This window comes from Micromonospora sp. LOL_024 (genome assembly GCF_048060415.1).
GTDB lineage: Bacteria > Actinomycetota > Actinomycetes > Mycobacteriales > Micromonosporaceae > Micromonospora.
Window position 1 is genome coordinate 68,661 of the sequence record NZ_JBHMIS010000003.1, and the last position, 20,111, is coordinate 88,771.

General features: G+C 71.8%; 17 protein-coding genes. 2 read left to right on the forward strand and 15 right to left on the reverse strand.

What is annotated here, in order from left to right; all coding sequences use genetic code 11:
* Window positions 1-133 precede the first annotated feature (133 nt).
* Together ACFHWY_RS06005 and ACFHWY_RS06010 are read left to right on the forward strand one after the other, a co-directional pair.
* Entirely contained in the window at window positions 134-1,021 is an 888-nt protein-coding gene (locus tag ACFHWY_RS06005) for a septum formation family protein (protein ID WP_416579087.1), read from the forward strand.
* Window positions 1,022-1,152: 131 nt separating this feature from the next.
* Complete coding sequence (locus tag ACFHWY_RS06010) at window positions 1,153-2,037, forward strand: septum formation family protein (protein ID WP_416579088.1); 885 nt, start codon at window positions 1,153-1,155, stop codon at window positions 2,035-2,037.
* 39 nt (window positions 2,038-2,076) lie between these two features.
* On the opposite strand, the gene ACFHWY_RS06015 is transcribed toward ACFHWY_RS06010, so the two are convergent.
* From ACFHWY_RS06015 to carA, 15 genes are all read right to left on the reverse strand, one after another.
* Window positions 2,077-3,534 carry an RsmB/NOP family class I SAM-dependent RNA methyltransferase gene (locus ACFHWY_RS06015; RefSeq protein ID WP_416579284.1) on the reverse strand — a complete coding sequence of 486 codons (1,458 nt, stop codon included), beginning with the start codon at window positions 3,532-3,534 and terminating at the stop codon, window positions 2,077-2,079.
* Entirely contained in the window at window positions 3,489-4,415 is a 927-nt protein-coding gene (gene fmt / locus ACFHWY_RS06020) for a methionyl-tRNA formyltransferase (RefSeq protein WP_416579089.1), read from the reverse strand. The genes ACFHWY_RS06015 and fmt overlap by 46 nt, the downstream gene beginning before the upstream one ends.
* 4 nt (window positions 4,416-4,419) lie before the next feature.
* Entirely contained in the window at window positions 4,420-4,980 is a 561-nt protein-coding gene (gene def, locus ACFHWY_RS06025; RefSeq protein ID WP_416579090.1) for a peptide deformylase, read from the reverse strand.
* A gap of 98 nt (window positions 4,981-5,078) precedes the next feature.
* Window positions 5,079-6,062 (reverse strand): AAA family ATPase, encoded by a 984-nt coding sequence (locus tag ACFHWY_RS06030; protein WP_416579091.1) that lies wholly within the window; start codon window positions 6,060-6,062, stop codon window positions 5,079-5,081.
* A 265-nt stretch (window positions 6,063-6,327) separates the two neighbouring features.
* Window positions 6,328-8,286: a primosomal protein N' gene (locus ACFHWY_RS06035; RefSeq protein ID WP_416579092.1), complete on the reverse strand. Its 1,959-nt coding sequence runs from the start codon at window positions 8,284-8,286 to the stop codon at window positions 6,328-6,330.
* 65 nt (window positions 8,287-8,351) lie between these two features.
* A complete protein-coding gene (metK, locus tag ACFHWY_RS06040; RefSeq protein WP_416579093.1) occupies window positions 8,352-9,545 on the reverse strand; it encodes a methionine adenosyltransferase in 1,194 nt (397 codons plus the stop codon).
* A gap of 100 nt (window positions 9,546-9,645) precedes the next feature.
* Window positions 9,646-10,848, reverse strand: a complete 1,203-nt coding sequence (coaBC, locus tag ACFHWY_RS06045; protein ID WP_416579094.1) for a bifunctional phosphopantothenoylcysteine decarboxylase/phosphopantothenate--cysteine ligase CoaBC — start codon at window positions 10,846-10,848, stop codon at window positions 9,646-9,648.
* 14 nt (window positions 10,849-10,862) lie between these two features.
* A complete protein-coding gene (rpoZ, locus tag ACFHWY_RS06050; protein ID WP_007075826.1) occupies window positions 10,863-11,126 on the reverse strand; it encodes a DNA-directed RNA polymerase subunit omega in 264 nt (87 codons plus the stop codon).
* A 51-nt stretch (window positions 11,127-11,177) separates the two neighbouring features.
* Window positions 11,178-11,711, reverse strand: a complete 534-nt coding sequence (locus tag ACFHWY_RS06055) for a guanylate kinase (RefSeq protein ID WP_416579095.1) — start codon at window positions 11,709-11,711, stop codon at window positions 11,178-11,180.
* 25 nt (window positions 11,712-11,736) lie between these two features.
* Window positions 11,737-12,054: an integration host factor, actinobacterial type gene (gene mihF / locus ACFHWY_RS06060; protein WP_007458370.1), complete on the reverse strand. Its 318-nt coding sequence runs from the start codon at window positions 12,052-12,054 to the stop codon at window positions 11,737-11,739.
* A 170-nt stretch (window positions 12,055-12,224) separates the two neighbouring features.
* Entirely contained in the window at window positions 12,225-13,061 is an 837-nt protein-coding gene (gene pyrF / locus ACFHWY_RS06065; protein WP_416579096.1) for an orotidine-5'-phosphate decarboxylase, read from the reverse strand.
* A gap of 176 nt (window positions 13,062-13,237) precedes the next feature.
* Entirely contained in the window at window positions 13,238-14,512 is a 1,275-nt protein-coding gene (locus ACFHWY_RS06070; RefSeq protein WP_416579097.1) for an adenosylmethionine--8-amino-7-oxononanoate transaminase, read from the reverse strand.
* On the reverse strand, window positions 14,509-15,549 hold the full coding sequence (locus ACFHWY_RS06075) for a quinone-dependent dihydroorotate dehydrogenase (RefSeq protein WP_416579098.1): 1,041 nt from the start codon (window positions 15,547-15,549) through the stop codon (window positions 14,509-14,511). The genes ACFHWY_RS06070 and ACFHWY_RS06075 overlap by 4 nt, the downstream gene beginning before the upstream one ends.
* Window positions 15,546-18,902, reverse strand: coding sequence for a carbamoyl-phosphate synthase large subunit (carB, locus tag ACFHWY_RS06080; RefSeq protein ID WP_416579099.1), 3,357 nt, complete (start codon window positions 18,900-18,902; stop codon window positions 15,546-15,548). Before carB ends, ACFHWY_RS06075 begins: the two co-directional genes overlap by 4 nt.
* Entirely contained in the window at window positions 18,895-20,058 is a 1,164-nt protein-coding gene (gene carA, locus ACFHWY_RS06085) for a glutamine-hydrolyzing carbamoyl-phosphate synthase small subunit (RefSeq protein ID WP_416579100.1), read from the reverse strand. The genes carB and carA overlap by 8 nt, the downstream gene beginning before the upstream one ends.
* Between the last annotated feature and the right edge of the window lie 53 nt (window positions 20,059-20,111).

The following is a 20,111-nucleotide window of genomic DNA, read 5'->3' on the forward strand; positions in this document are numbered from 1 at the left end:
GGACGAAGCGAGGACCCTGACTGGCCAGACGGCCAGATCGCGGTAACACTCCATCGGGGACGGTCACGGTAACGTGCAGGCCGGTGGGTGCGGGAACCGGCAGCCGGACGTCCGTTCCCGGGAAGGGCGGACGATGCGACGGTGGCTCGCGGCGCTGGCGCTGGCCAGCGCGGCTGTGGTTGTGCTGGGCGGCTGCGTGCAGCCGGGCGGGACAGACGGGGATCTCACCAACGACTGGCCGGCACTACGCGCACCCAAGATGTTCGTGCCGATCACCGATACCTGCCTGCCCCGCGTCACCGCGGTCGTCCAGGCGAGCACCTACGAGACCGTGGACTGCGCCCGCAACCACCTCGCCGAGGCGGTCCACGTCGGCACGTTCGGCACAGCAGCAGCCGAGGGTTCGCGGCCGGAGGCGGGGTCGGCGGCGCTGCGCACCGCCCGGGCCGAATGCGACCAGCGCGCCCGGTTGGTGCTCGGCGGCGACTGGCACACCGCGCGACTCACCCTCAACATCGCCCTGCCGTCGGCGGCGGCCTGGAACAGCGGCGCCCGCTGGTTCCGCTGCGACCTGAGCGAGACCGACAGCATCGACAACACCCGGCCGGTCAACCGCACCGGCAGCCTGCGCGGAGCGCTGATCGGTGATTCGCCGCTGGTGCATCGCTGCTTCGATCCGAAGCTCATCGGCGACAGCCTGAACTACATGGCCCCGGTGCTCTGCACGGAGCCGCACGGCGCCGAGTTCGTCGGGGTGTACATCGAGCAGAACCTGACCTGGGAGCAGTTCGCCGGCACGGCCGGCCAGGCCCACAAACGGTGCATGGAGCTGATCGCGGCCTTCGCCGACGTGCCCGACAACGACGACCTGCCCTACCGCGCCGGGTCCATCTTCTACCCGCCCTCGCAGCGGGAGTGGGAGGAGGGCGACCGGGGGGTCCGCTGCCTGCTCTGGAGCGACGACCGCAAGCTGACCGGCTCGATGCGCGGGGTCGGCCCGCAGGGACTGCCGATCGCCTGAGCCTGGTGCCGTATGCTCGCGCAACGTGGCGGGCCGCGACCGGCGGAACGCGGGGCCGGCGGCGCTTCGACAGCGCAGTGTGCTTCCGCTGCCCGCCGTCGCCGGCGGCGTGGAGCAGGAGGGCGACGGGAATGCGACGGTGGCTGACCGGAGTCGCGCTGGGTGCCGTGGTGACGACGACCCTGATCGGCTGCACGAGACCGGCCGGGATCGACGGTGACCTGCTCGACGGCTGGGCGCCGATGGCCGCACCGACGACGTTCACGCCCGAGGCCGGGACCTGCCACACCCGCCCGCAGGACGTCGGCTACTTCAGCGCCTACGCGCCGGTCGACTGCGCGCAGCCGCACCGGGCCGAGACCCTGCACGTCGGGACACTAGCCGCTGTGGACGGCAGGCGCCCACCGGAGACCGGCAGCACGGGGATGCGCACCGCGTTCGACGAATGCGACCGCACGGCCCGTGCGGCACTGGGCGGCGACTGGCGGGGCGCTCGGATCGGGATCAGCGTCGTCCTCCCGTCGCCGCAGGCATGGACCGGCGGGGCACGATGGTTCCGCTGTGACGCCCACGAGCTGCGCGGGCTCGACACCCCGGTCCCGGTACGCCGCACAGCCAGCCTCGCCGGCTCACTCGACGGGTCGTCGTCGTTGCGGCACAGCTGCTTCAACGCGAAGACCGAGGGCGACGACGTGACCGAGATGGTGGCCGTGAAGTGCAGCGCCCGCCACCGGTCCGAGTTCACCGGCATCTGGCAGGCCCCCGACACCAGCTGGTCCGCCTTCCTCAAGGACGCCGACCGGGCTCACCGCGGTTGCCGCAGCACTATCGCCCGGTTCACCAAGGTGCCGGACGACGGCAACCTCCAGTACCGGGTCGGGACGATCTTCTACCACCCGTCCGAAGGCGAGTGGCGCAGCGGCAACCGGGCAGTGCAGTGCTTCCTGTGGATCAGCGACCGCACGCTCAACCGGTCGATGAAGGGTGCCGGACCGCAGGCCCTGCCGATCAACTGAGACGGCCCCTGGCAGCGGATCGCCTCGGCTGATCGTGCGTCAGGTGCGGCGCAGCAGGGCGAGGAACATCGCGTCCGTGCCGTGCCGGTGCGGCCACAGCTGCACCGTCGGTCCGTCGCCGAGCCCGGGCATCCCGGCCGGCAGCAGCGGCCGGGCGTCGAGGAAGTCCACCGGCGCACCGCAGCGGCGGGCCGCCTCGGTCACCGTCACGTGGGTCTCCACGGTGTGCGGCGAACAGGTCACGTAGGCCACCACCCCGCCGGGGCGGACCGCCCGCAGCCCGGCCACGAGCAGCTCGCGCTGCAACCGGGTCAGGGCGGAGAGATCCGAGGGCTGGCGACGCCAGCGCGACTCCGGCCGGCGGCGCAGCGAACCCAACCCGGTACACGGCGCGTCGACCAGCACCCGGTCGAAGTGTTCCGCCGGCAGCTCCGCCTCCGCACCGACCAGCCGACCGTCGGTGTGCACCACGGTCACCGGCAGCCCCCGGGTCGCGCTCGTGACCAGCCGGGCCCGGTGCTCGGCGACCTCCACCGCGGTCAGCCGCGCGTCACGGTGCGCCGCCAGCGCTCCGAGCAGCGCCGACTTGCCGCCGGGACCGGCACACAGGTCGAGCCACCGACCGTCCGCGCCGTCCACCGGCGCCTCCGCGAGGGCGGCGGCCACCAGTTGGGAGCCCTCGTCCTGGACATGGGCCCGGCCGTCGGCGACCGCGGCCAGCTCACCGGGCGCGCCGCCGCCGAGGTAGACGGCGTACGGCGAGAAGGCACCCGGCGCGCCGTGCACCTCGTCGGCGAGTTCTACCGGATCGGCCAGGCCGGGCCGGGCGCACAGGTGCACGGCCGGACGCACATTGTCCTCGATCAGCAGGCGGGTGGTCTCACCGAGATCCCCGCCGAGCGCCTCGCTGAACGCCCGGACGATCCACTGCGGATGGCTGTAGGCCAGCGCCAGATGACCGATCGGGTCGGTCTGCATCGGCGGTGCCAGTCTGGTCACCCACCCGTCGATGTCGCTGCCGGATACCTCACGCAACACCGCGTTGGCGAATCCGGTGGCACCCTGGCCGACCGAACGGACCAGGTCCACGGTCGACGAGACGGCCGCGTGTGCCGGCACCCGGGTGTGCAGCAACTGGTAAGCGCCGATCCGCAGCGCGTCGCGCACCGGCGGGTCGATCCGCTGCACGTCCCGGCCGGCGGCGGAGCTGAGGATCGCGTCGAGGGTGCCGAGATGGCGCAGCGTGCCGTAGGTCAACTCGGTGGCGAAGGCAGCGTCCCGACCGGTCAGGCCCGCGTTACGCAGCACCGTCGGAAGCACCAGATTGGCGTACGCGTCGTCGCGGTGCACCGCCTCGATCGCCTCGTACGCGGCGTACCGTGGCCGGTCCGCCGCCGGCCGCCCGGCACGCGGCTCCCGGCGCTCCGTGCCCCGGCGGGGTGCGGTGTCTCTCACGCCAACTCCTCCCCACCGCTGACCCGGACACCACGCGCCCAGTCGGCCGCGGGCATGGCCCGCTTGCCCGCCGCCCGGACCTCGCCGAGCCGGACCGGCACGGTGGCCGTGCCGGCGACCACCCCGGTCCTGGCGACCAGCAGTTCCCCCGGTCCGAGTTCGGGCGCGTCGGGGGCCTGGGTCACCGGTCCGAGCTTGATCCGCTCGCCCCGGAACGTCGTCCACGGGCCGGGTGCGGGAGTACAGGCGCGAATCCGCCGGTCCACCGCGAAGGCGGGATCGGCCCAGCGCACCCGGGCGTCCTCCACGGTCAGCTTGGGTGCCAGCGAGACCCCGTCAGCGGGCTGCGGTTCCGCCCGGGCGGAGCCGTCCGCCACCGCGTCCAGCACCGCCACCAGCAGCCCGGCGCCGCTGTGCGCCAGCCGCTCCAGCAGGTCACCGGAGGTGTCGGCGGACTTGATCTCGTCGGTCAGCGTGCCGTAGACCGGACCGGTGTCCAGCCCCTCCTCGAGCTGGAACACGCTGGCCCCCGTCAGCTCGTCGCCATGCAGCACGGCGTGCTGCACGGGCGCGGCTCCCCGCCATGCCGGCAACAGCGAGAAATGCAGGTTGACCCAGCCGTGCCGGGGGATGTCCAGCGCCACCGGCGGCACCAGCGCGCCGTAGGCGACCACCGGCACACAGTCGGGCGCCAACTCCCGTAGCCGGTCCAGAAACTCAGGTTCACGGGGACGCCCCGGGGTGAGCACCTCGACACCGTGCTCGTCGGCCCAGGCTCCGACCGGGGAGCGGTGCAGGCCCCGACCGCGCCCGGCCGGGGCGTCCGGCCGGGTGACCACGGCGAGAAGTTCGTGCCGGGAGTCGGCCACGGCCCTCAGCGCGGGAACAGCAACGGCCGGCGTACCTGCAAAGATCACTCGCACCGGTTCACCGCTCCAGGCCGAATGGGCTGCCGACGGTGTGCGGGCTCAGTTTGACCGTTGGCGGGGCTGCGGCGTCGTACCACTCGGCCTGACGGATCGCCTTCATCGCTTCCTTGCGGCCGACCGGATCCAGCCGGTCGACGAAGAGTACCCCGTCGAGGTGATCGGTCTCGTGCTGGACGCAGCGTGCCATCAGCCCGGTGCCGACGATCTGCACCGGGTCGCCGTAGCCGTTGAAGCCCTTGGCGATCACGTTCTGTCGGCGTCTGGTGTCGAAGTAGAGCCCGGGGATTGAGAGGCAGCCCTCCGGGCCGTCCTGCTCCTCGACGTCCGGGAACTCCAGCACCGGGTTCACCAGGTGACCGAGCACGTCGTCGACGTCGAAGGCGAACACCCGCAGGCCCACTCCCAGCTGCGGCGCGGCGAGGCCAGCGCCGTTGCTCTCACGCATGGTGTCGGTCAGGTCAGCGACGAGCTTGCGCAGCTCGACGTCGAAATCGTCCACCGGATCGGCCGGCGTGCGCAGCACCGGATCCCCGAACAGACGGATGGGCTGGACGGTCACGCGGGTTGGCTCCTTAACGGCGGACGGCAGTGCCGTACCAGTCTACGGAGGGCCCGACGCCGCCCCGCCCGGCGCATCACGAAAGGTGGCCGGTGACCTCAGCCGGCGGCGCCGGGCTCCCCCGCCAGCACCGCGTCGCCGGCGAGCAGGGCGTGCTCCGGCAGCGGCAGGTGGATGTCGTGCGCTGCCTCCCAGTCGTGGATCAGGCTGGGGTGGGCCTGCTCGGCGAAGTAGTCGATCGCGCTGCGGCCACCCACCACGGGCTCCTCGACCTCGGCGACCAGCCGGCCGGGCACCAGCCGGAACCCGTTGCGCACGGCGGCGCTGAGCCGGCGGTGCCCGTTGATCACGAAGAAGTACTCGCCGGTGTAGCCGATCTCGATCGGCTCCAGACCGGTCTCGCCGGCTGCGGCGACCTCGGCGGCCAACGTCGAGTCCCAGAGGCCGCGCAGGCCGGTCACGTCCTCGGTCGGGTAGACGCGGCTCGGGTCCAGCAGCAGCAGCGGCGGAGCGCCACGAAGCACGTCGGGAGCGAGCCGCCCCTCGTACACGTCGACGATGCGCTCGATCACCTCTCCGACGGGGGCGCGGGTGGTGTCGCAGATCAGGTCGTAGTTGCGCAGCCGGGCCTTGTCCACGCCGTACCGGATGAGGAACCGCCCGCGCTCGCTCTCGCTGCGTTCCCTCAGCCGGGCCTTGGCCTCCTCCAGCGAGGCGTAGCTCTCCGCCGGTCCGGAGGGGCGCAGCAGCACCCGCCGGGCGGCCTCGCTCGGTTCGGTGATCATGTGCACCTTGAGCGCATCGGTGAAGAAGTGCCAGGCCAGCCTGGAGTCCATCACGAGGCTCTCACCGGAGGCGGCGATGTCCCGCTGGAGCTGGTCGACGTAGCCGTCTACCGCCTGGTCCAACTCCGCGTGCAGGTTCAGCTGGAGCGCGGTCATCTGCCGGTCCTGCGCCATCTGCCGGTAGAGATCACCGACGCTGACCCGACGCAGGCCGAGCCGCTTGGCGATCTCGACCGAGACGGTGCTCTTGCCGCTGCCGAGGTCACCGTTGAAGACGATCGACTGACGAACGGTCACGACTGGTCCACCCCTGATCACGGCCGGTCTAGCTCATCAATGTCCGCGCCGCACAGACGCGGTTCCGCCGTCGTCGGGCCACCCTCCGACACCTCCAGTTCGACCTGGATCTGTCGCACACCCGGCATGACGGGCGATGCTACCACCTTCCCAGGGTCAGACCCGAGGACGCGGCGACGAGCAGGCGCGCCGACACACAGAGTCATGATCGGCTCACAAATCGCAGCGATTGGGGCGTTGGCCGGTACCCACCGTCACCGACCGATCAGAACAACGTGAGCGGGTCGACCTGGAGACGGACCGGATCCGCCGCCTTGCGCGCGCTCCGAGAACCGGCCGCCAGGTGCAGCGCCTCAGCCAGAGCCGACGCCCGTGCCCGGGGCACCCGCACCAGCATCCGTTCCCGCTCCCCCTCGGCCGGCACCGGGCCCAGCAACTCCGCCCCGTCGGGTAGCCGCGCCTGCGCCAACAGGTCGGCCACCGCGGCGGGCAGGCCGGTAACGCTGGCCATCCGCATGGCCGGCGGGAAGCCCAGCTCCCGCCGCTCGGCCAGTTCCCGGGCGGCGAACCAGCCGGCGTCCCAGCGCAACAGCGCCTGTACCGGGGCGAGGGCACCATCGGCGACCACCACGACCCGACCACCCGTGGCGGCCGGCCGGGCCAATGCGGCCGCCGCCGTCCAGCGACGTAGGGCCTCCTCCCCCGCGCGCAGGTCGGCGCGGGTGAGCAGCGCCCAACTGTCCAGCAGGAGCACCGCGCCGTAGCCGCCGGCCGCGACCGGCTCGGCTCCGGGGGTCGCGATCACCAGCCCGGCGCCATCGGGAACCTCGGCCAGCACCTCCTCCCGCCCGGAGGTGCGCACCGGCACGCCGGGGAAGGCCCGGCCCAACTCCTCCGCCGTCCGGCGCGCACCGGTGACCGAGGCCCGCAGCCGCCGCCCGCCGCAGTGCGGGCAGGCGTAGGCGACGGCGGCCCGGCCACACCAACGGCAGGCCGGCGTGCCACCGGCCGACGGCAGGCCGAGCGGCCCGGCGCAGTGCGGGCAGCGGGCCGGGGTCCGGCAGTCGGCACAGGCCACCGACGGCAGGTAGCCGCGGCGGGGCACCTGGACCAGAACCGGCAGCTCCGACCGCAACGCCTCCCGGGCGGCGGTCCAGGCCAAGCTCGGCAGTCGTGCGGTCGCCGCGCCTGGATCGCGGGCCAGCTGCGGATCGTCGCCGGTCGGCGCGATCGCGGGGGTGCGTGCCCGCAGCACCGCCCGGTCGGCGACCACCTCGCGCGCCCAACCGGTCTCCACCAGCAACTGCGCCTCGGCGGTGCGGGCGTAGCCACCGAGCAACGCGCCGGCGCCCTCGATCTGGGCTCGGGTGAGCAGCACCTCGCGGGCGTGCGGGTACGGCGCCCGAGGCTCGGCGTGCAGGTCGTCGCCGTCGTCCCAGATGGCCACCAGTCCCAGCCGGGCGACGGGGGCGAACATGGCCGCCCGGGTGCCGATCACCACCGGCGCGCCGGCCAGGCGGGCGGCGAGGAAGGCGCGGTAGCGCCGCGCGGGACCGAGTGCGGCGGAGAGGCAGACGTGCCGGGTCGCCCCTAGCCGTACGGTCAGTGCGGCATCGAGTCTGTCCAGGTCCCGTCCGTCGGCGACCACCACCAGGGCACCGCGGCCGGCGGTCACGGTGGCGGCGATCGCGGTGGCGTAGCGGGCGGCCCAGTCCTCACCGGGCAGTGCCGACCACACGGCCCGGGGCTCGCGCCCGTCGGCCAGTGCCCGCAGCAGCGCCGGTCCGGCCGGATAGTCGCCCCATCCGTCGGTTTCCGGCGCCGCCGCGCCCGGGACCGGTTCGGCGGCCGGGACCGGCTCGGCGGCCGGGACCGGCTCGGCGCCGGGCTCGCCGGCCGGAGGCTGGGCGAGGATCTCCTTCTCCACCCGGGCGTGCCGCGGCGGGACCGCGAGGCGCAGCACGTCGGCGAGGCTGCCGGCGTACCGGTCGGCGACCAACCGGGCGAGCCGGGCCACCTCGGGGGCCAGCACCGGCACCGGGGATACCACCTTTTCCAGGTACGCCAGCCGGGGATGGTCGGACCGCTCGACCCGCTCCAGCAACCAGCCGTCGACCAGTTGGCCGGCGAAGCGCACCTTGACCCGCACGCCGGGCACCGCGTCGGCGGCCAACTCCTGCGGCACCAGGTAGTCGAACGGACGGTCCAGGTGTGCCAGCGGCACATCGACGCAGACACGGGCGACCGGCGACCCGTCAGCGGGCCGCCGGTCGTCACGCCTGGTGGTTGTCAGGCTCCCGCGGCCGACTTGAGGTCGGCGGCCCGGTCAGTGTTCTCCCAGGTCAGATCAGGCAACTCGCGGCCGAAGTGCCCGTAGGCGGCGGTCTGCGCGTAGATCGGACGCAGCAGGTGCAGGTCCCGGATGATGGCGGCCGGGCGCAGGTCGAAGATCTCGGTGACCGCCTTCTCGATCGAGGCGACCGGCACCGTCTCGGTGCCGAACGTCTCGACGAACAGGCTCACCGGGTGCGCCTTGCCGATCGCGTACGCGACCTGCACCTCGCAGCGCTCGGCCAGACCGGCGGCCACCACGTTCTTGGCCACCCAGCGCATGGCGTACGCGGCCGAGCGGTCGACCTTCGAGGGGTCCTTGCCGGAGAAGGCGCCACCACCGTGCCGCGCGTAACCACCGTAGGTGTCCACGATGATCTTCCGTCCGGTAAGGCCGGCGTCACCCATCGGGCCACCGATCTCGAACCGGCCGGTCGGGTTGACCAGCAACCGGTAGCCCTCGGTGTCGAGCCCGAGGCTCTCCAGCTCGGGGGCGATGACGTGGTCGCGTACGTCGGGGCTGAGCAGCGAGTCCAGCGAGATGTCCGCGGCGTGCTGGCTGGACACGACGACGGTGTTCAGCCGCACCGGACGCAGTCCGTCGTACTCGACGGTGACCTGGGTCTTGCCGTCGGGGCGAAGGTACGGCACCGTGCCGTCCTTGCGGACCGCGGAGAGCCGCCGGGCCAGTCGGTGCGCGAGCGCGATGGGCAGCGGCATCAGCTCGGGCGTCTCCGAGCAGGCGAAGCCGAACATCATTCCCTGGTCGCCCGCGCCCTGCGCGTCCAACGCGCTCTCGGACGCACCGGTTCGCAGCTCGAAGGCGTTGTCCACACCCTGGGCGATGTCCGGTGACTGGGAGCCGATGGAGACGCTGACGCCGCAGGACGCGCCGTCGAAGCCCTTCTTGGACGAGTCGTAGCCGATGTCGAGGATGGTTTCCCGCACGATCGTCGGGATGTCTGCGTACGCCTTGGTGGTCACCTCGCCCGCGACGTGGACCTGGCCGGTGGTGATGAGGGTCTCCACCGCGACCCGGCTGTGCGGATCCTGGGTGAGCAGGGCGTCGAGGATGCCGTCGCTGATCTGGTCGGCGATCTTGTCCGGGTGGCCTTCCGTGACCGATTCGGACGTGAAGAGGCGGCGTGTCACGGCACTCCTAGGTTATTTGACGTCGTTCCGCGGCAGTGTAGTGGCCAACCGTCTCCGACGGCGTCGACGGTCGTGTTGTGGTCCGAACGGTCAGGAGGTGTCACCGAACGAGCCGGGCGACCACCAGATCCCACACGCCGTCGGCGAGATCCTCCTTGGACTGTTCGGGCATCCGGGTGACCGAATCGTCCGCGCCGATGACGGTGGCCGCGTTGGTCTCGGCGCCGAAGACCTTGTCCGGCCCGACCTCGTTGATGACGATGAGGTCGGCCCGTTTACGGGCCAGCTTGGCCCGTCCGTTGGCCTCGGCGTCGCCCGTTTCGGCGGCGAACACCACCAGGAACTGCTCCGGTCGGCGACGCTGGCCCAACTCGGCGGCGATGTCCGGGTTGGTGACGAGTTCGATGGTGGGTGCCGCGCCGTCGTCCGACTTCTTGATTTTGCCAGGCGTATAGGTCGCCGGTCGGAAATCGGCCGGAGCCGCCGCCATCACCACCACGTCGGCGTCGAGGGCCGCTGTCAGCGTCGCCTCCCGCAACTCGCCGGTGCTGCCGACCCGGACCAGGTCCGCCCCGGCCGGATCGGCCAGCGACACGTTGGCCGAGACCAGCGTCACCCGGGCACCGCGGGCAAGGGCGGAGCGGGCGAACGCGTAGCCCTGCTTACCGGAGGAACGGTTACCGAGGAAGCGAACCGGGTCCAGTGGTTCCCTGGTGCCACCGGCGGTGACCACCACGTGTCGACCGGTCAGGTCGGCCGGGGCGTCGAGGCCACGGACCAGGATGCGGCGGGACACCGCGAAGATCTCGGCCGGGTCGGGCAGCCGCCCCTTGCCGGTGTCCACGCCGGTGAGCCGTCCCACGGCCGGCTCGATGACGTGTACGCCCCGGGCGCGCAGCGTCGCGACGTTCGCGACGGTGGCCGGGTGCTCCCACATCTCGGTGTGCATGGCCGGCGCCAGCACCACCGGGCAGCGGGCGGTGAGCAGGGCGTTGGTGAGCAGGTCGTCGGCGAGCCCGTGGGCCGCCTTGGCCAGCAGGTCGGCGGTGGCCGGCGCGACCACCACCAGATCGGCGCGCTGCCCGAGGCGTACGTGTGGCACCTCGTGCACGTCGGACCAGACGTCCTCGGCCACCGGCTGCCCGGAGAGCGCCGCCCAGGTGGGCGCGCCGACGAACCGCAGCGCGGCGGCGGTCGGCACGACCCGGACCTGGTGACCCGACTCGGTGAGCAGGCGTAGCAGTTCGCACGCCTTGTAGGCGGCGATGCCGCCGCCTACACCGAGGATGACCCGGGCGCCCATCGCCGCGATGGAGGCTACGGCTGGTCGGTCGGCTCGGCGGTGAGCAGGCCCGCGTTGATCTCGCGCATCGCGATCGAGAGCGGCTTCTCCTGGGGGGTGGTCTCGACCAGTGGGCCGACGTACTCCAGCAGGCCCTCGCCGAGTTGGCTGTAGTAGGCGTTGACCTGGCGCGCGCGCTTGGCGGCGAAGATGACCAGCGCGTACTTGGACGTCGTCTTCTCCAGGAGCTCGTCGATCGGCGGGTTGGTGATGCCTTCGGGGTTGGCGATGGATCCCACGGATGAACCTCTGCGTCTTTCGCACGGACCGCGCGAGCGCGGTGCCGGCGCTCAACCGCGCGTACGCGGCCGGGCCGGAGCCAGGAAGGAAGAACCGGTGAATCTTACCAGTTCGTCCACGACCCGATCGGTGTGGTCCTGGGAAAGGCAGTGGTCGAAGGCCGCCACCACCGCCGGGGCCGGAAGCCGACCGGGCGGATGGAGTAGGACCAGTCGCGCCTGCGGCCACTCGGCCCGGACCAGCAACGCCCCGTCAAGGTCGAGCGGGAGCAGGACCGGCTGCCCGGCGGCGAGCCGGGCGCACACCGGCCCGGCTTCCGTGCCGCGCCGGTAGGCCCCGAGCCGGCTCCACTCCAGCAGTCCACCGGAGGCGAGCCGACGATCGAACTCCGCCGAGGTGACGAAGTGCCGGTGGACGCCGTCAAGCTCGCCGTACCGGCGGGGCCGGGTGGTGACCGCGACAGGCGTCCACACGGACGGGGAACGCGCCCGGACCAGCTCGACGACACTCTCCCTGCCAGCGCCGGATGGGCCAGCCAGGACAGTGAGCCGAGCCGCCGGGCGCGCCTCGTCATCCAAGCTCACTGCTTGTTTCTACACGCAGTCGTGCTCAGTTTGCGGCGAACTCCCCAAGCAGGGCCTTGCGCTGCTGCTCGCCGAGGCCACGGAGGCGACGGCTGTCGGCGATCTTGAGCTTCTCCATGATCTGGGTGGCCCGGATCTTGCCGATGCCCGGCATGGCCTGCAGCACGGCCGACACCTTGAGCTTGCCGACGACATCGTCGGACTCGGCCCGCTCTAGGACGGCACCGAGGGTGGTCTTGCCCTGCTTGAGCTGCTCCTTCAGCTCGGCACGGGCTTTGCGGATCTCCGCAGCCTTTTCCAGCGCGGCTGCGCGCTGCTCGGGGGTCAGTGACGGGAGCGGCACCAGTTCTCCTCAGGTCCCTATCGCGACGGGCGGACGCGCCGCCGCATCTGTGAAACGTGGTGTCGCTGTGAACCGAGGGGTTCCCAGCGCGGGGAAAACTAGCGGTCAACGGAGCTTTCGGCAACGTGGGCACGCGCCGATCACCGCAAAGTGACCGAGCTGTCAGTCAGTCAGGACATTGCCAGCACCGCTCGGCAGGCCGCCACCGCCCGGTCCGCGGCAGCCCGCAACGCCTCCGGATCCGGCCCGGCGCCCAACACCTCCCGCGAGTACGCGGGCAGCACGGCAGGCAGCGCGGACCCGAAGACGACCCGCAGATCCGCCGCCGTGGCGCCTTGGGCGCCGAGGCCCGGCGCGAGCAGTGGACCGTTCACCGCGGACAGGTCGCAGCCGGTCTCCCCGACCGTCGCACCAATCACCAGGCCGATGCTCCCGAGCGGCTCGACACCCGCGTTGAGCTGGGATATCTCGTCGATCACCAGCTGCGCCACGGTGCGCCCGTCGGTGCCTCGGGCCCGCTGCACCGAGGCGCCCTCCGGGTTGGAGGTGAGCGCCAGGACAAACACTCCGCCGCCGTGTTCGGTGGCGAGTTCGAACATCGAGGCAAGGGAGCCGACCCCCAGAAAGGGGCTTGCGGTCACCGCATCGACATACATCGGACTGGATGGGTCGAGGTACGCCGACGCGTAGGCCCGGACCGTCGAGCCGATGTCGCCGCGCTTGACGTCGAGCAGAACGAGCGAGCCGCGTTCGCGTAACTGTCGGATAGTTGACTCAAGTACCGCCAAGCCTTGGGACCCGAATCGCTCGAAGAACGCCGACTGGGGCTTGACCACCGCAACCCGGTCACCGAGGGCGTCCACGACCGTCCGGGCGAAGCGCTCGACTCCCCTCACGTCATCACCAAGACCCCAACTCGCCAGCAATGCTGGATGTGGGTCGATTCCCACACAGAGTGGACCGCGCGTGGTGATCGCACGCTGCAATCGGACGCCGAAGCTCTCCATTTCGCCAACGCCTTTCTCTCGTTCTCCGGCTGCCGACGCCGCCACAGCCACCTTGCCGATCAACCAGACCTACTCAAATTCGTCCGATACACGGGTGGCCAGCTACTCAACCTAGATCATCGGCCAAATCTGTCTACTCAACTCCGGCCGTCCCCTGGCATCGGTCTACTCAGCCCTCAGCCAGCCTCGACCGCTGCCGCGACGCCCGCGACGATCAGCGCCAACTCGGCCCCGGTAGTGACGTACGGCGGCATCGTGTAGACCAGATCGCGGAACGGACGCAGCCACACCCCGCGGGCCACCGCCGCCGCCGTGGCCGCCGGCAGGTCCACCTCGTGGTCCAACTGCACCACGCCGATCCCGCCGAGCACCCGCACGTCAGCCACGCCAGGTGCGCCGAGCAGCAGCTCCAGGCCGGCGCGCAGACCCTGCTGGAGCATCGACACCTGCCCCGCCCACTCCCCGGTCCGCAGCAGGCCGAGGGAGGCATTGGCGACCGCGCAGGCGAGTGGATTACCCATGAATGTCGGTCCGTGCGCCAACACCCCGCCGGCCCGGATGCCCCGCGCGACCTCCGCCGTGCAGAGCGCCGCCGCCAGCGTGAGGTAGCCACCGGTGAGGGCTTTGCCCACACACATCACGTCCGGCGCGATCCCGGCGTGCTCGGCGGCGAACATCGTGCCGGTGCGGCCGAAGCCCGTGGCGATCTCATCGAAGATCAGCAGGATCCCTTGCGCGCGGGTCACCTCCCGCAGCACCCGCAGATAGTGCGGATGGTGGAAGCGCATCCCGCCGGCGCCCTGCACCACCGGCTCGACGATCACCGCGGCCAACTCGTGGGCGTGCCGTTCGACCGCGTCGACCAGCGCCGCCTCGTACGCCGGATCGGGCACGGTCTCGAAGCCGCCCGGTGGCGCCGGGGCGAAGACCTGCCGGGGCAGCACGTCGCCCCAGAGGTGGTGCATGCCGCCCTCGGGATCGCAGACGCTCATCGGGTGGAAGGTGTCGCCGTGGTACCCGCCCCGCCAGGTACCCAACCGGCGGCGCTGCGGCCGGCCGGTCGCCCGCTGATACTGCAGGCACATCTTCACCGCGACCTCGACGCTGACCGAGCCGGAGTCGGCGAGGAACACGTGCTCCAAGCCCTCCGGCGCCAGCTCGACCAGGCCGCGGGCCAGTTCGACCGCCGGTGCGTGGGTGAGCCCACCGAACATCACGTGACTCATCCGGCCCAGTTGGGCGGTCAGCGCCGCGTCCAGCACCGGATGCCGGTAGCCGTGGATCGCCGCCCACCAGGACGACATCCCGTCGACCAGCTCACGACCGTCGGCCAGGCGCAGCCGCACCCCCTCGGCGCCGTCCACCAGATACGGCGGCACCGCCGGCGGCAGCGCGGCGTACGGATGCCAGACGTGCGCGGCGTCGGCGGCGAGCAGCTCCTGCGGCGTCACGACCCGGACACGGCGGGCACCGGTGCGGCCCGTGCCGCGCGGGCCACCGCGCGGGGCAACGCCGGGCCGTGGTAGATGAAACCGGTGTAGAGCTGCACCAGGCTAGCGCCGGCGTCGAACATCCGGGTCGCGTCGTCGGGGTCGACGATGCCGCCCACGCCGACGATCGGAAGTTCTCCGCCCGTCTCTGCGTGGACGAAGGCGACCACCTGCCGTGCCCGGTCGGCCAGTGGCCGACCGGACAGCCCACCGGCCTCGCCCGAGCGGCCCTGGTCGGTCAGGGCCAACCCGTCCCGGCCGAGAGTGGTGTTCGTGGCGATCACACCGGCGGCACCCCGGGCCAGGCACACCTCCAGCAGGTCGGCGATGGCCGACTCGGTCAGGTCGGGGGCGATCTTCACAAGCACCGGCTTCTCCCCCGCCAGCGCTGCCAGCAACGCGTCCAGGTGGCCACGGTCCTGCAACGCCCGCAGCCCGGGGGTGTTCGGGGAGGAGACGTTCACCGCGAAGTAGTCGCCGTACCCGCGCAACGCCCGGTACGACGCCTGGTAGTCCGCCACCGCGTCGTCCAGCGCCGCCACCTTCGACTTACCCAGCGAGATCCCCAGGGGTACGCCGATCGGGCCGGGCAGCGCCGCGAGCCGGTCCGCCAGCGCCTGCGCACCGGCGTTGTTGAAGCCCATCCGGTTGATCACGGCCTCGCTGGCTGGCAACCGGAAGAGCCGTGGCCGGGGGTTGCCCGGCTGCGGGTGCGCCGTCACCGTGCCGACCTCGACGAAGCCGAAACCAAGCGCCGGCCACGCCGGCAGCGCCACGCCGTCCTTGTCCATCCCGGCGGCCAGCCCGACCGGATTCGAAAACCGCACCCCGAACACGGTGCGGGGCGCCGCCACGGCGTACCGGGCCCGCACCGCCGCCAGCGCCACCGGCATCCGCGACAACGCGGCCAGCCGCCGAAGGGTGAACTCGTGCGCCGCCTCGGCGTCGCCGCCGCCGAGGCGGAACAGTCCACGCCGCACGGTCCGCTCGAAGATCACCGTTGCGCCCGCAGTTTGGCGTGCAGGTCCTGCAGCGGGCGCACCTGCATGTCGCCACGCAGGCGGGCCTCGATTCCCATGACCGCGGCCGCGGCCCCGGGCACCGTGGTGACGCACGGTATGTCCGCGGTGACCGCCGCGCTACGGATCTCGTACCCGTCGGACCGGGCACCCGCCCCGGAACCCTGCGGTGTGTTGATCACAAGTGCGACCTGGCCACCGAGGATCAGCGACACCGCATCGTCGTCGGCACCGGCCTCGTAGTGCTTGGGTACCTGCTCACAGGCGATGCCGTGGCGGCGAAGCACCTCGGCGGTGCCGCTGGTGGCGACGATCTCGAAGCCGAGGTCGGCGAGACGTTTGATCGGGAAGATCATGCCGCGCTTGTCCCGGTTCGCCACCGAGACGAAGATCCGACCCTGGGTCGGCAGCGACCCGTACGCCGCCGACTGGGACTTGGCGAAGGCGTGCCCGAACGAGGTGTCGATGCCCATCACCTCACCGGTCGACTTCATCTCCGGACCGAGCAGCGAGTCCACGCCCTTGCCGGCCGGCGTACGGAACCGCTTGAACGGCAGCACCGCCTCCTTGACCGCGATCGGCGCATCCGGCGGCAGCGAACCACCGTCGCCGGTCGCCGGCAGCATCCCCTCGGCGCGTAGTTCGGCGATGCTCGCGCCGAGCGCGATCCGGGCCGCCGCCTTGGCCAGCGGCACCGCCGTGGCCTTGGAGACGAACGGCACGGTACGCGAGGCACGCGGGTTCGCCTCCAGCACGTAAAGTGCGTCATCCTTCAGCGCGTACTGCACGTTGAGCAGGCCGCGTACCCCGACGCCCCGCGCGATCGCCTCGGTGAAGCGACGGACCTGGGCCACGTGCGAGCCGGCGAGAGTTATCGGCGGCAACGCGCAGGAGGAGTCGCCGGAGTGGATCCCCGCCTCCTCGATGTGCTCCATCACCCCGCCGAGGTACACCTCTCCGTCGGCGTCGCAGAGCGCGTCCACGTCGATCTCGATGGCGTCGTCGAGGAACCGGTCCACCAGCACCGGATGGTCCGGGGAGATGTCGGTGGCCCGCCCGATGTAGGCGCGCAGGGTGACATCGTCGTAGACGATTTCCATGCCGCGCCCGCCCAGCACGTACGAGGGGCGGACCAGCACCGGATAGCCGATCTCGTCGGCGATCTCCTTCGCCTGCTCGTACGAGGTGGCGGTGCCGTGCGCCGGCGCGCGCAGACCGGACCGGGTCAGCAGCGACCCGAAGGCACCCCGATCCTCGGCCAGGTGGATCGACTCCGGGGAGGTGCCGACCACCGGCACCCCGGCGTCCTTGAGCCGCTGGGCCAGCCCGAGCGGGGTCTGCCCGCCCAGCTGCACGATCACCCCGACCACACCCGGCCCGCCGGCCGCCCGGCCGCAGTGGTGCTCGGCGTGCCAGACCTCCAGCACGTCCTCGAAGGTCAACGGCTCGAAGTAGAGCCGGTCGGCGGTGTCGTAGTCGGTGGAGACGGTCTCCGGATTGCAGTTGACCATGACGGTCTCGAATCCGCCGCACGGCGCGCTCCGCAACGCCTGGACGGCGTGCACGCAGGAGTAGTCGAACTCGATGCCCTGGCCGATCCGGTTCGGCCCGGAACCGAGAATCAGCACCTTCGGCCGCGCCGAGCCGGCCACCTCGGTCTCCGCGTCGTACGAGGAGTAGTGGTACGGGGTGCTGGCCTCGAACTCGGCGGCGCAGGTGTCCACCGTCTTGTAGATCGGCCGGACGTCGAGCCGGTGCCGCAGCGTCCGCACGCCGTCCTCGGCGGCCAACTCGGGCCGCAGCGCGGCCAGTTGCCGGTCGGACAGGCCGGCCCGCTTCGCCCGACGCAGCAGCCCGGCGTCCAGGACCGGCGCGGCGACGATCTCGGCGCGCAGCTCCACCAGCGCGGCGATCTGGTCCAGGAACCACGGGTCGATCCCGCCGGAGGCCACGCTGACCTCGTCGATCGAGGCGCCCAGCCGCAGCGCCCGCTCGACCGTGTAGAGCCGCCCGTCATGCGGGGTGCCCAGGGCGGCGAGGCTGTTCTGCTTGGTCGCCCCCGCCGGATCCGGCACACTCCAGAAACCGGCCTCCCTGGTCTCCATTGACCGCATCGCCTTGTTCAGCGCCTCGGTGAAGTTGCGTCCGAGGCTCATCGCCTCGCCGACGGACTTCATCGTGGTGGTCAGCTCCGCATCCGCGCCGGGGAACTTCTCGAAGGCGAACCGGGGGATCTTCACCACCACGTAGTCCAGCGTCGGCTCGAACGCCGCCGGCGTTCTGCGCGTGATGTCGTTGGGGATCTCGTCGAGGGTGTACCCGATGGCCAGCTTCGCGGCGATCTTCGCGATCGGGAAGCCGGTCGCCTTCGACGCCAGCGCCGAGGAGCGGGACACCCGCGGGTTCATCTCGATGACCACGATGCGCCCGTCGGCCGGGTTCACCGCGAACTGGATGTTACAGCCGCCGGTGTCCACCCCCACCTCGCGCAGCACCGCGATGCCCAGGTCGCGCAGGCGCTGGTACTCCCGGTCGGTCAACGTCATCGCCGGCGCCACCGTCACGCTGTCGCCGGTGTGCACGCCCATCGGGTCGACGTTCTCGATCGAACAGACCACCACCACGTTGTCGTGCCGGTCCCGCATCAGCTCAAGCTCGTACTCCTTCCAGCCGAGCACGCTCTCCTCGATCAGCACCTCGTGCACCGGGCTGGCGGCCAGGCCGGTACCGGCGATGCGCTCCAGGTCCGCGTCGCTGTGCGCCATGCCGGAGCCGAGGCCGCCCATGGTGAACGACGGCCGGATCACCACCGGCAGGCCCAGCTCGGCCACTGTCTCGCGGACCTCGTCCATCGAGTGGCAGACCCGTGAGCGCGGCACCAGGGCCGACGGCTGCTCGGCGCCGATCCGTACCCCGGCCCTGGCGACGACCTCCTTGAACAGCTGCCGGTCCTCGCCCCGCCGGATCGCCTCGATGTCGGCGCCAATCAGCTCGACACCGTACTTTTCCAGCACCCCGGCCTCGTGCAGCGCCACGGCGGTGTTCAAAGCGGTCTGCCCGCCGAGGGTCGGCAGCACCGCGTCCGGGCGCTCCCTGGCGATGACCAGCTCGACGAACTCGGGGGTGATCGGTTCGACGTAGGTGGCGTCGGCGAACTCCGGGTCCGTCATGATGGTCGCCGGGTTCGAGTTGACCAGGCTGACCCGGATCCCCTCGCTGCGCAGCACCCGGCACGCCTGGGTGCCGGAGTAGTCGAACTCACAGGCCTGCCCGATGACGATCGGCCCCGAGCCGATCACCAGGATGTGCTTGAGATCCGTCCGTCTAGGCATTCGTGCGCCCCTCGCTGTGGGTCCGGCCCTCGATCAGCTCGGCGAAGCGGTCGAAGAGGTAGTCCGCGTCGTGCGGGCCGGCCGCCGCCTCCGGGTGGTACTGGACGGTGAAGGCAGGCACGTCGCGCGCCCGCAGCCCCTCGACCACGTTGTCGTTGAGGCAGATGTGCGAGACCTGGACGCCGCCGAACTCGGTCTCGATCACCTGGTCGGGCGTGACCGCCCCGGCGCCGACACCCGGCACCTCCACCGCGAAGCCGTGGTTGTGGCTGGTCACCTCCACCTTGCCGGTGGTCCGGTCGAGCACCGGCTGGTTGATGCCCCGGTGGCCGTAGCCGAGCTTGTACGTGCCGAAGCCGAGCGCCCGGCCGAGAATCTGGCTGCCGAAGCAGATCCCAAACAGCGGCACCTCGCGGCGCAGCACCTCGCGGGCCAGCGCGACCGGGGCGTCGGCGGTGGCCGGATCGCCGGGACCCGGTGAGAAGAAGACCGCGTCGGCGCCGGTGGCCAGCAGATCCTCGATGGTCGAACCGGCCGGCAGGACGTGCGTCGTCACACCGCGGGCGGCGAGCCGGCGCGGCACGTTGCGCTTTATCCCCAGGTCCAGCGCCGCGACCGTGAACCGGTGCTCCCCGTCGGCGGCGACCACGTAGGGCTCCGCCGTGGTCACCTCGGCGGAGAGGTCCGCGCCGACCATCTGCGGCGCCTGACGGACCCGGGCCAGCAGCGCCTGCGGGTCGTGCTCGACGCTGGAGACGCCGACCCGCATCGCGCCGCGTTCACGCAGGTGGCGGGTCAGCGCCCGGGTGTCGACCCCGCTGATGCCGACCACACCCTCGGTGGCGAGCCGATCCTCCAGCCCGCCGGTCGTCCGCCAGTTCGAGCTGACCCGGGCCGGGTCGCGGACCACATAGCCGGCCACCCAGATCCGCCGTGACTCGTCGTCGTCGGGGTTGACTCCGGTGTTGCCGATGTGCGGCGCGGTCTGCACCACCACCTGACGGTGGTACGAGGGGTCGGTCAGCGTCTCCTGGTAACCGGTCATCCCGGTGTTGAAGACCGCCTCGCCGAAGGTCTCCCCGACGCTGCCGTACGCCTCGCCGTGAAACGAGCGCCCGTCCTCCAGGACCAGGATCGCTGGACGCCTACGACTCATGCCGCGCCTCCGACCCGGACTGGGTGCTCCGCTGCGCTGCGCTCCTCGCTCGG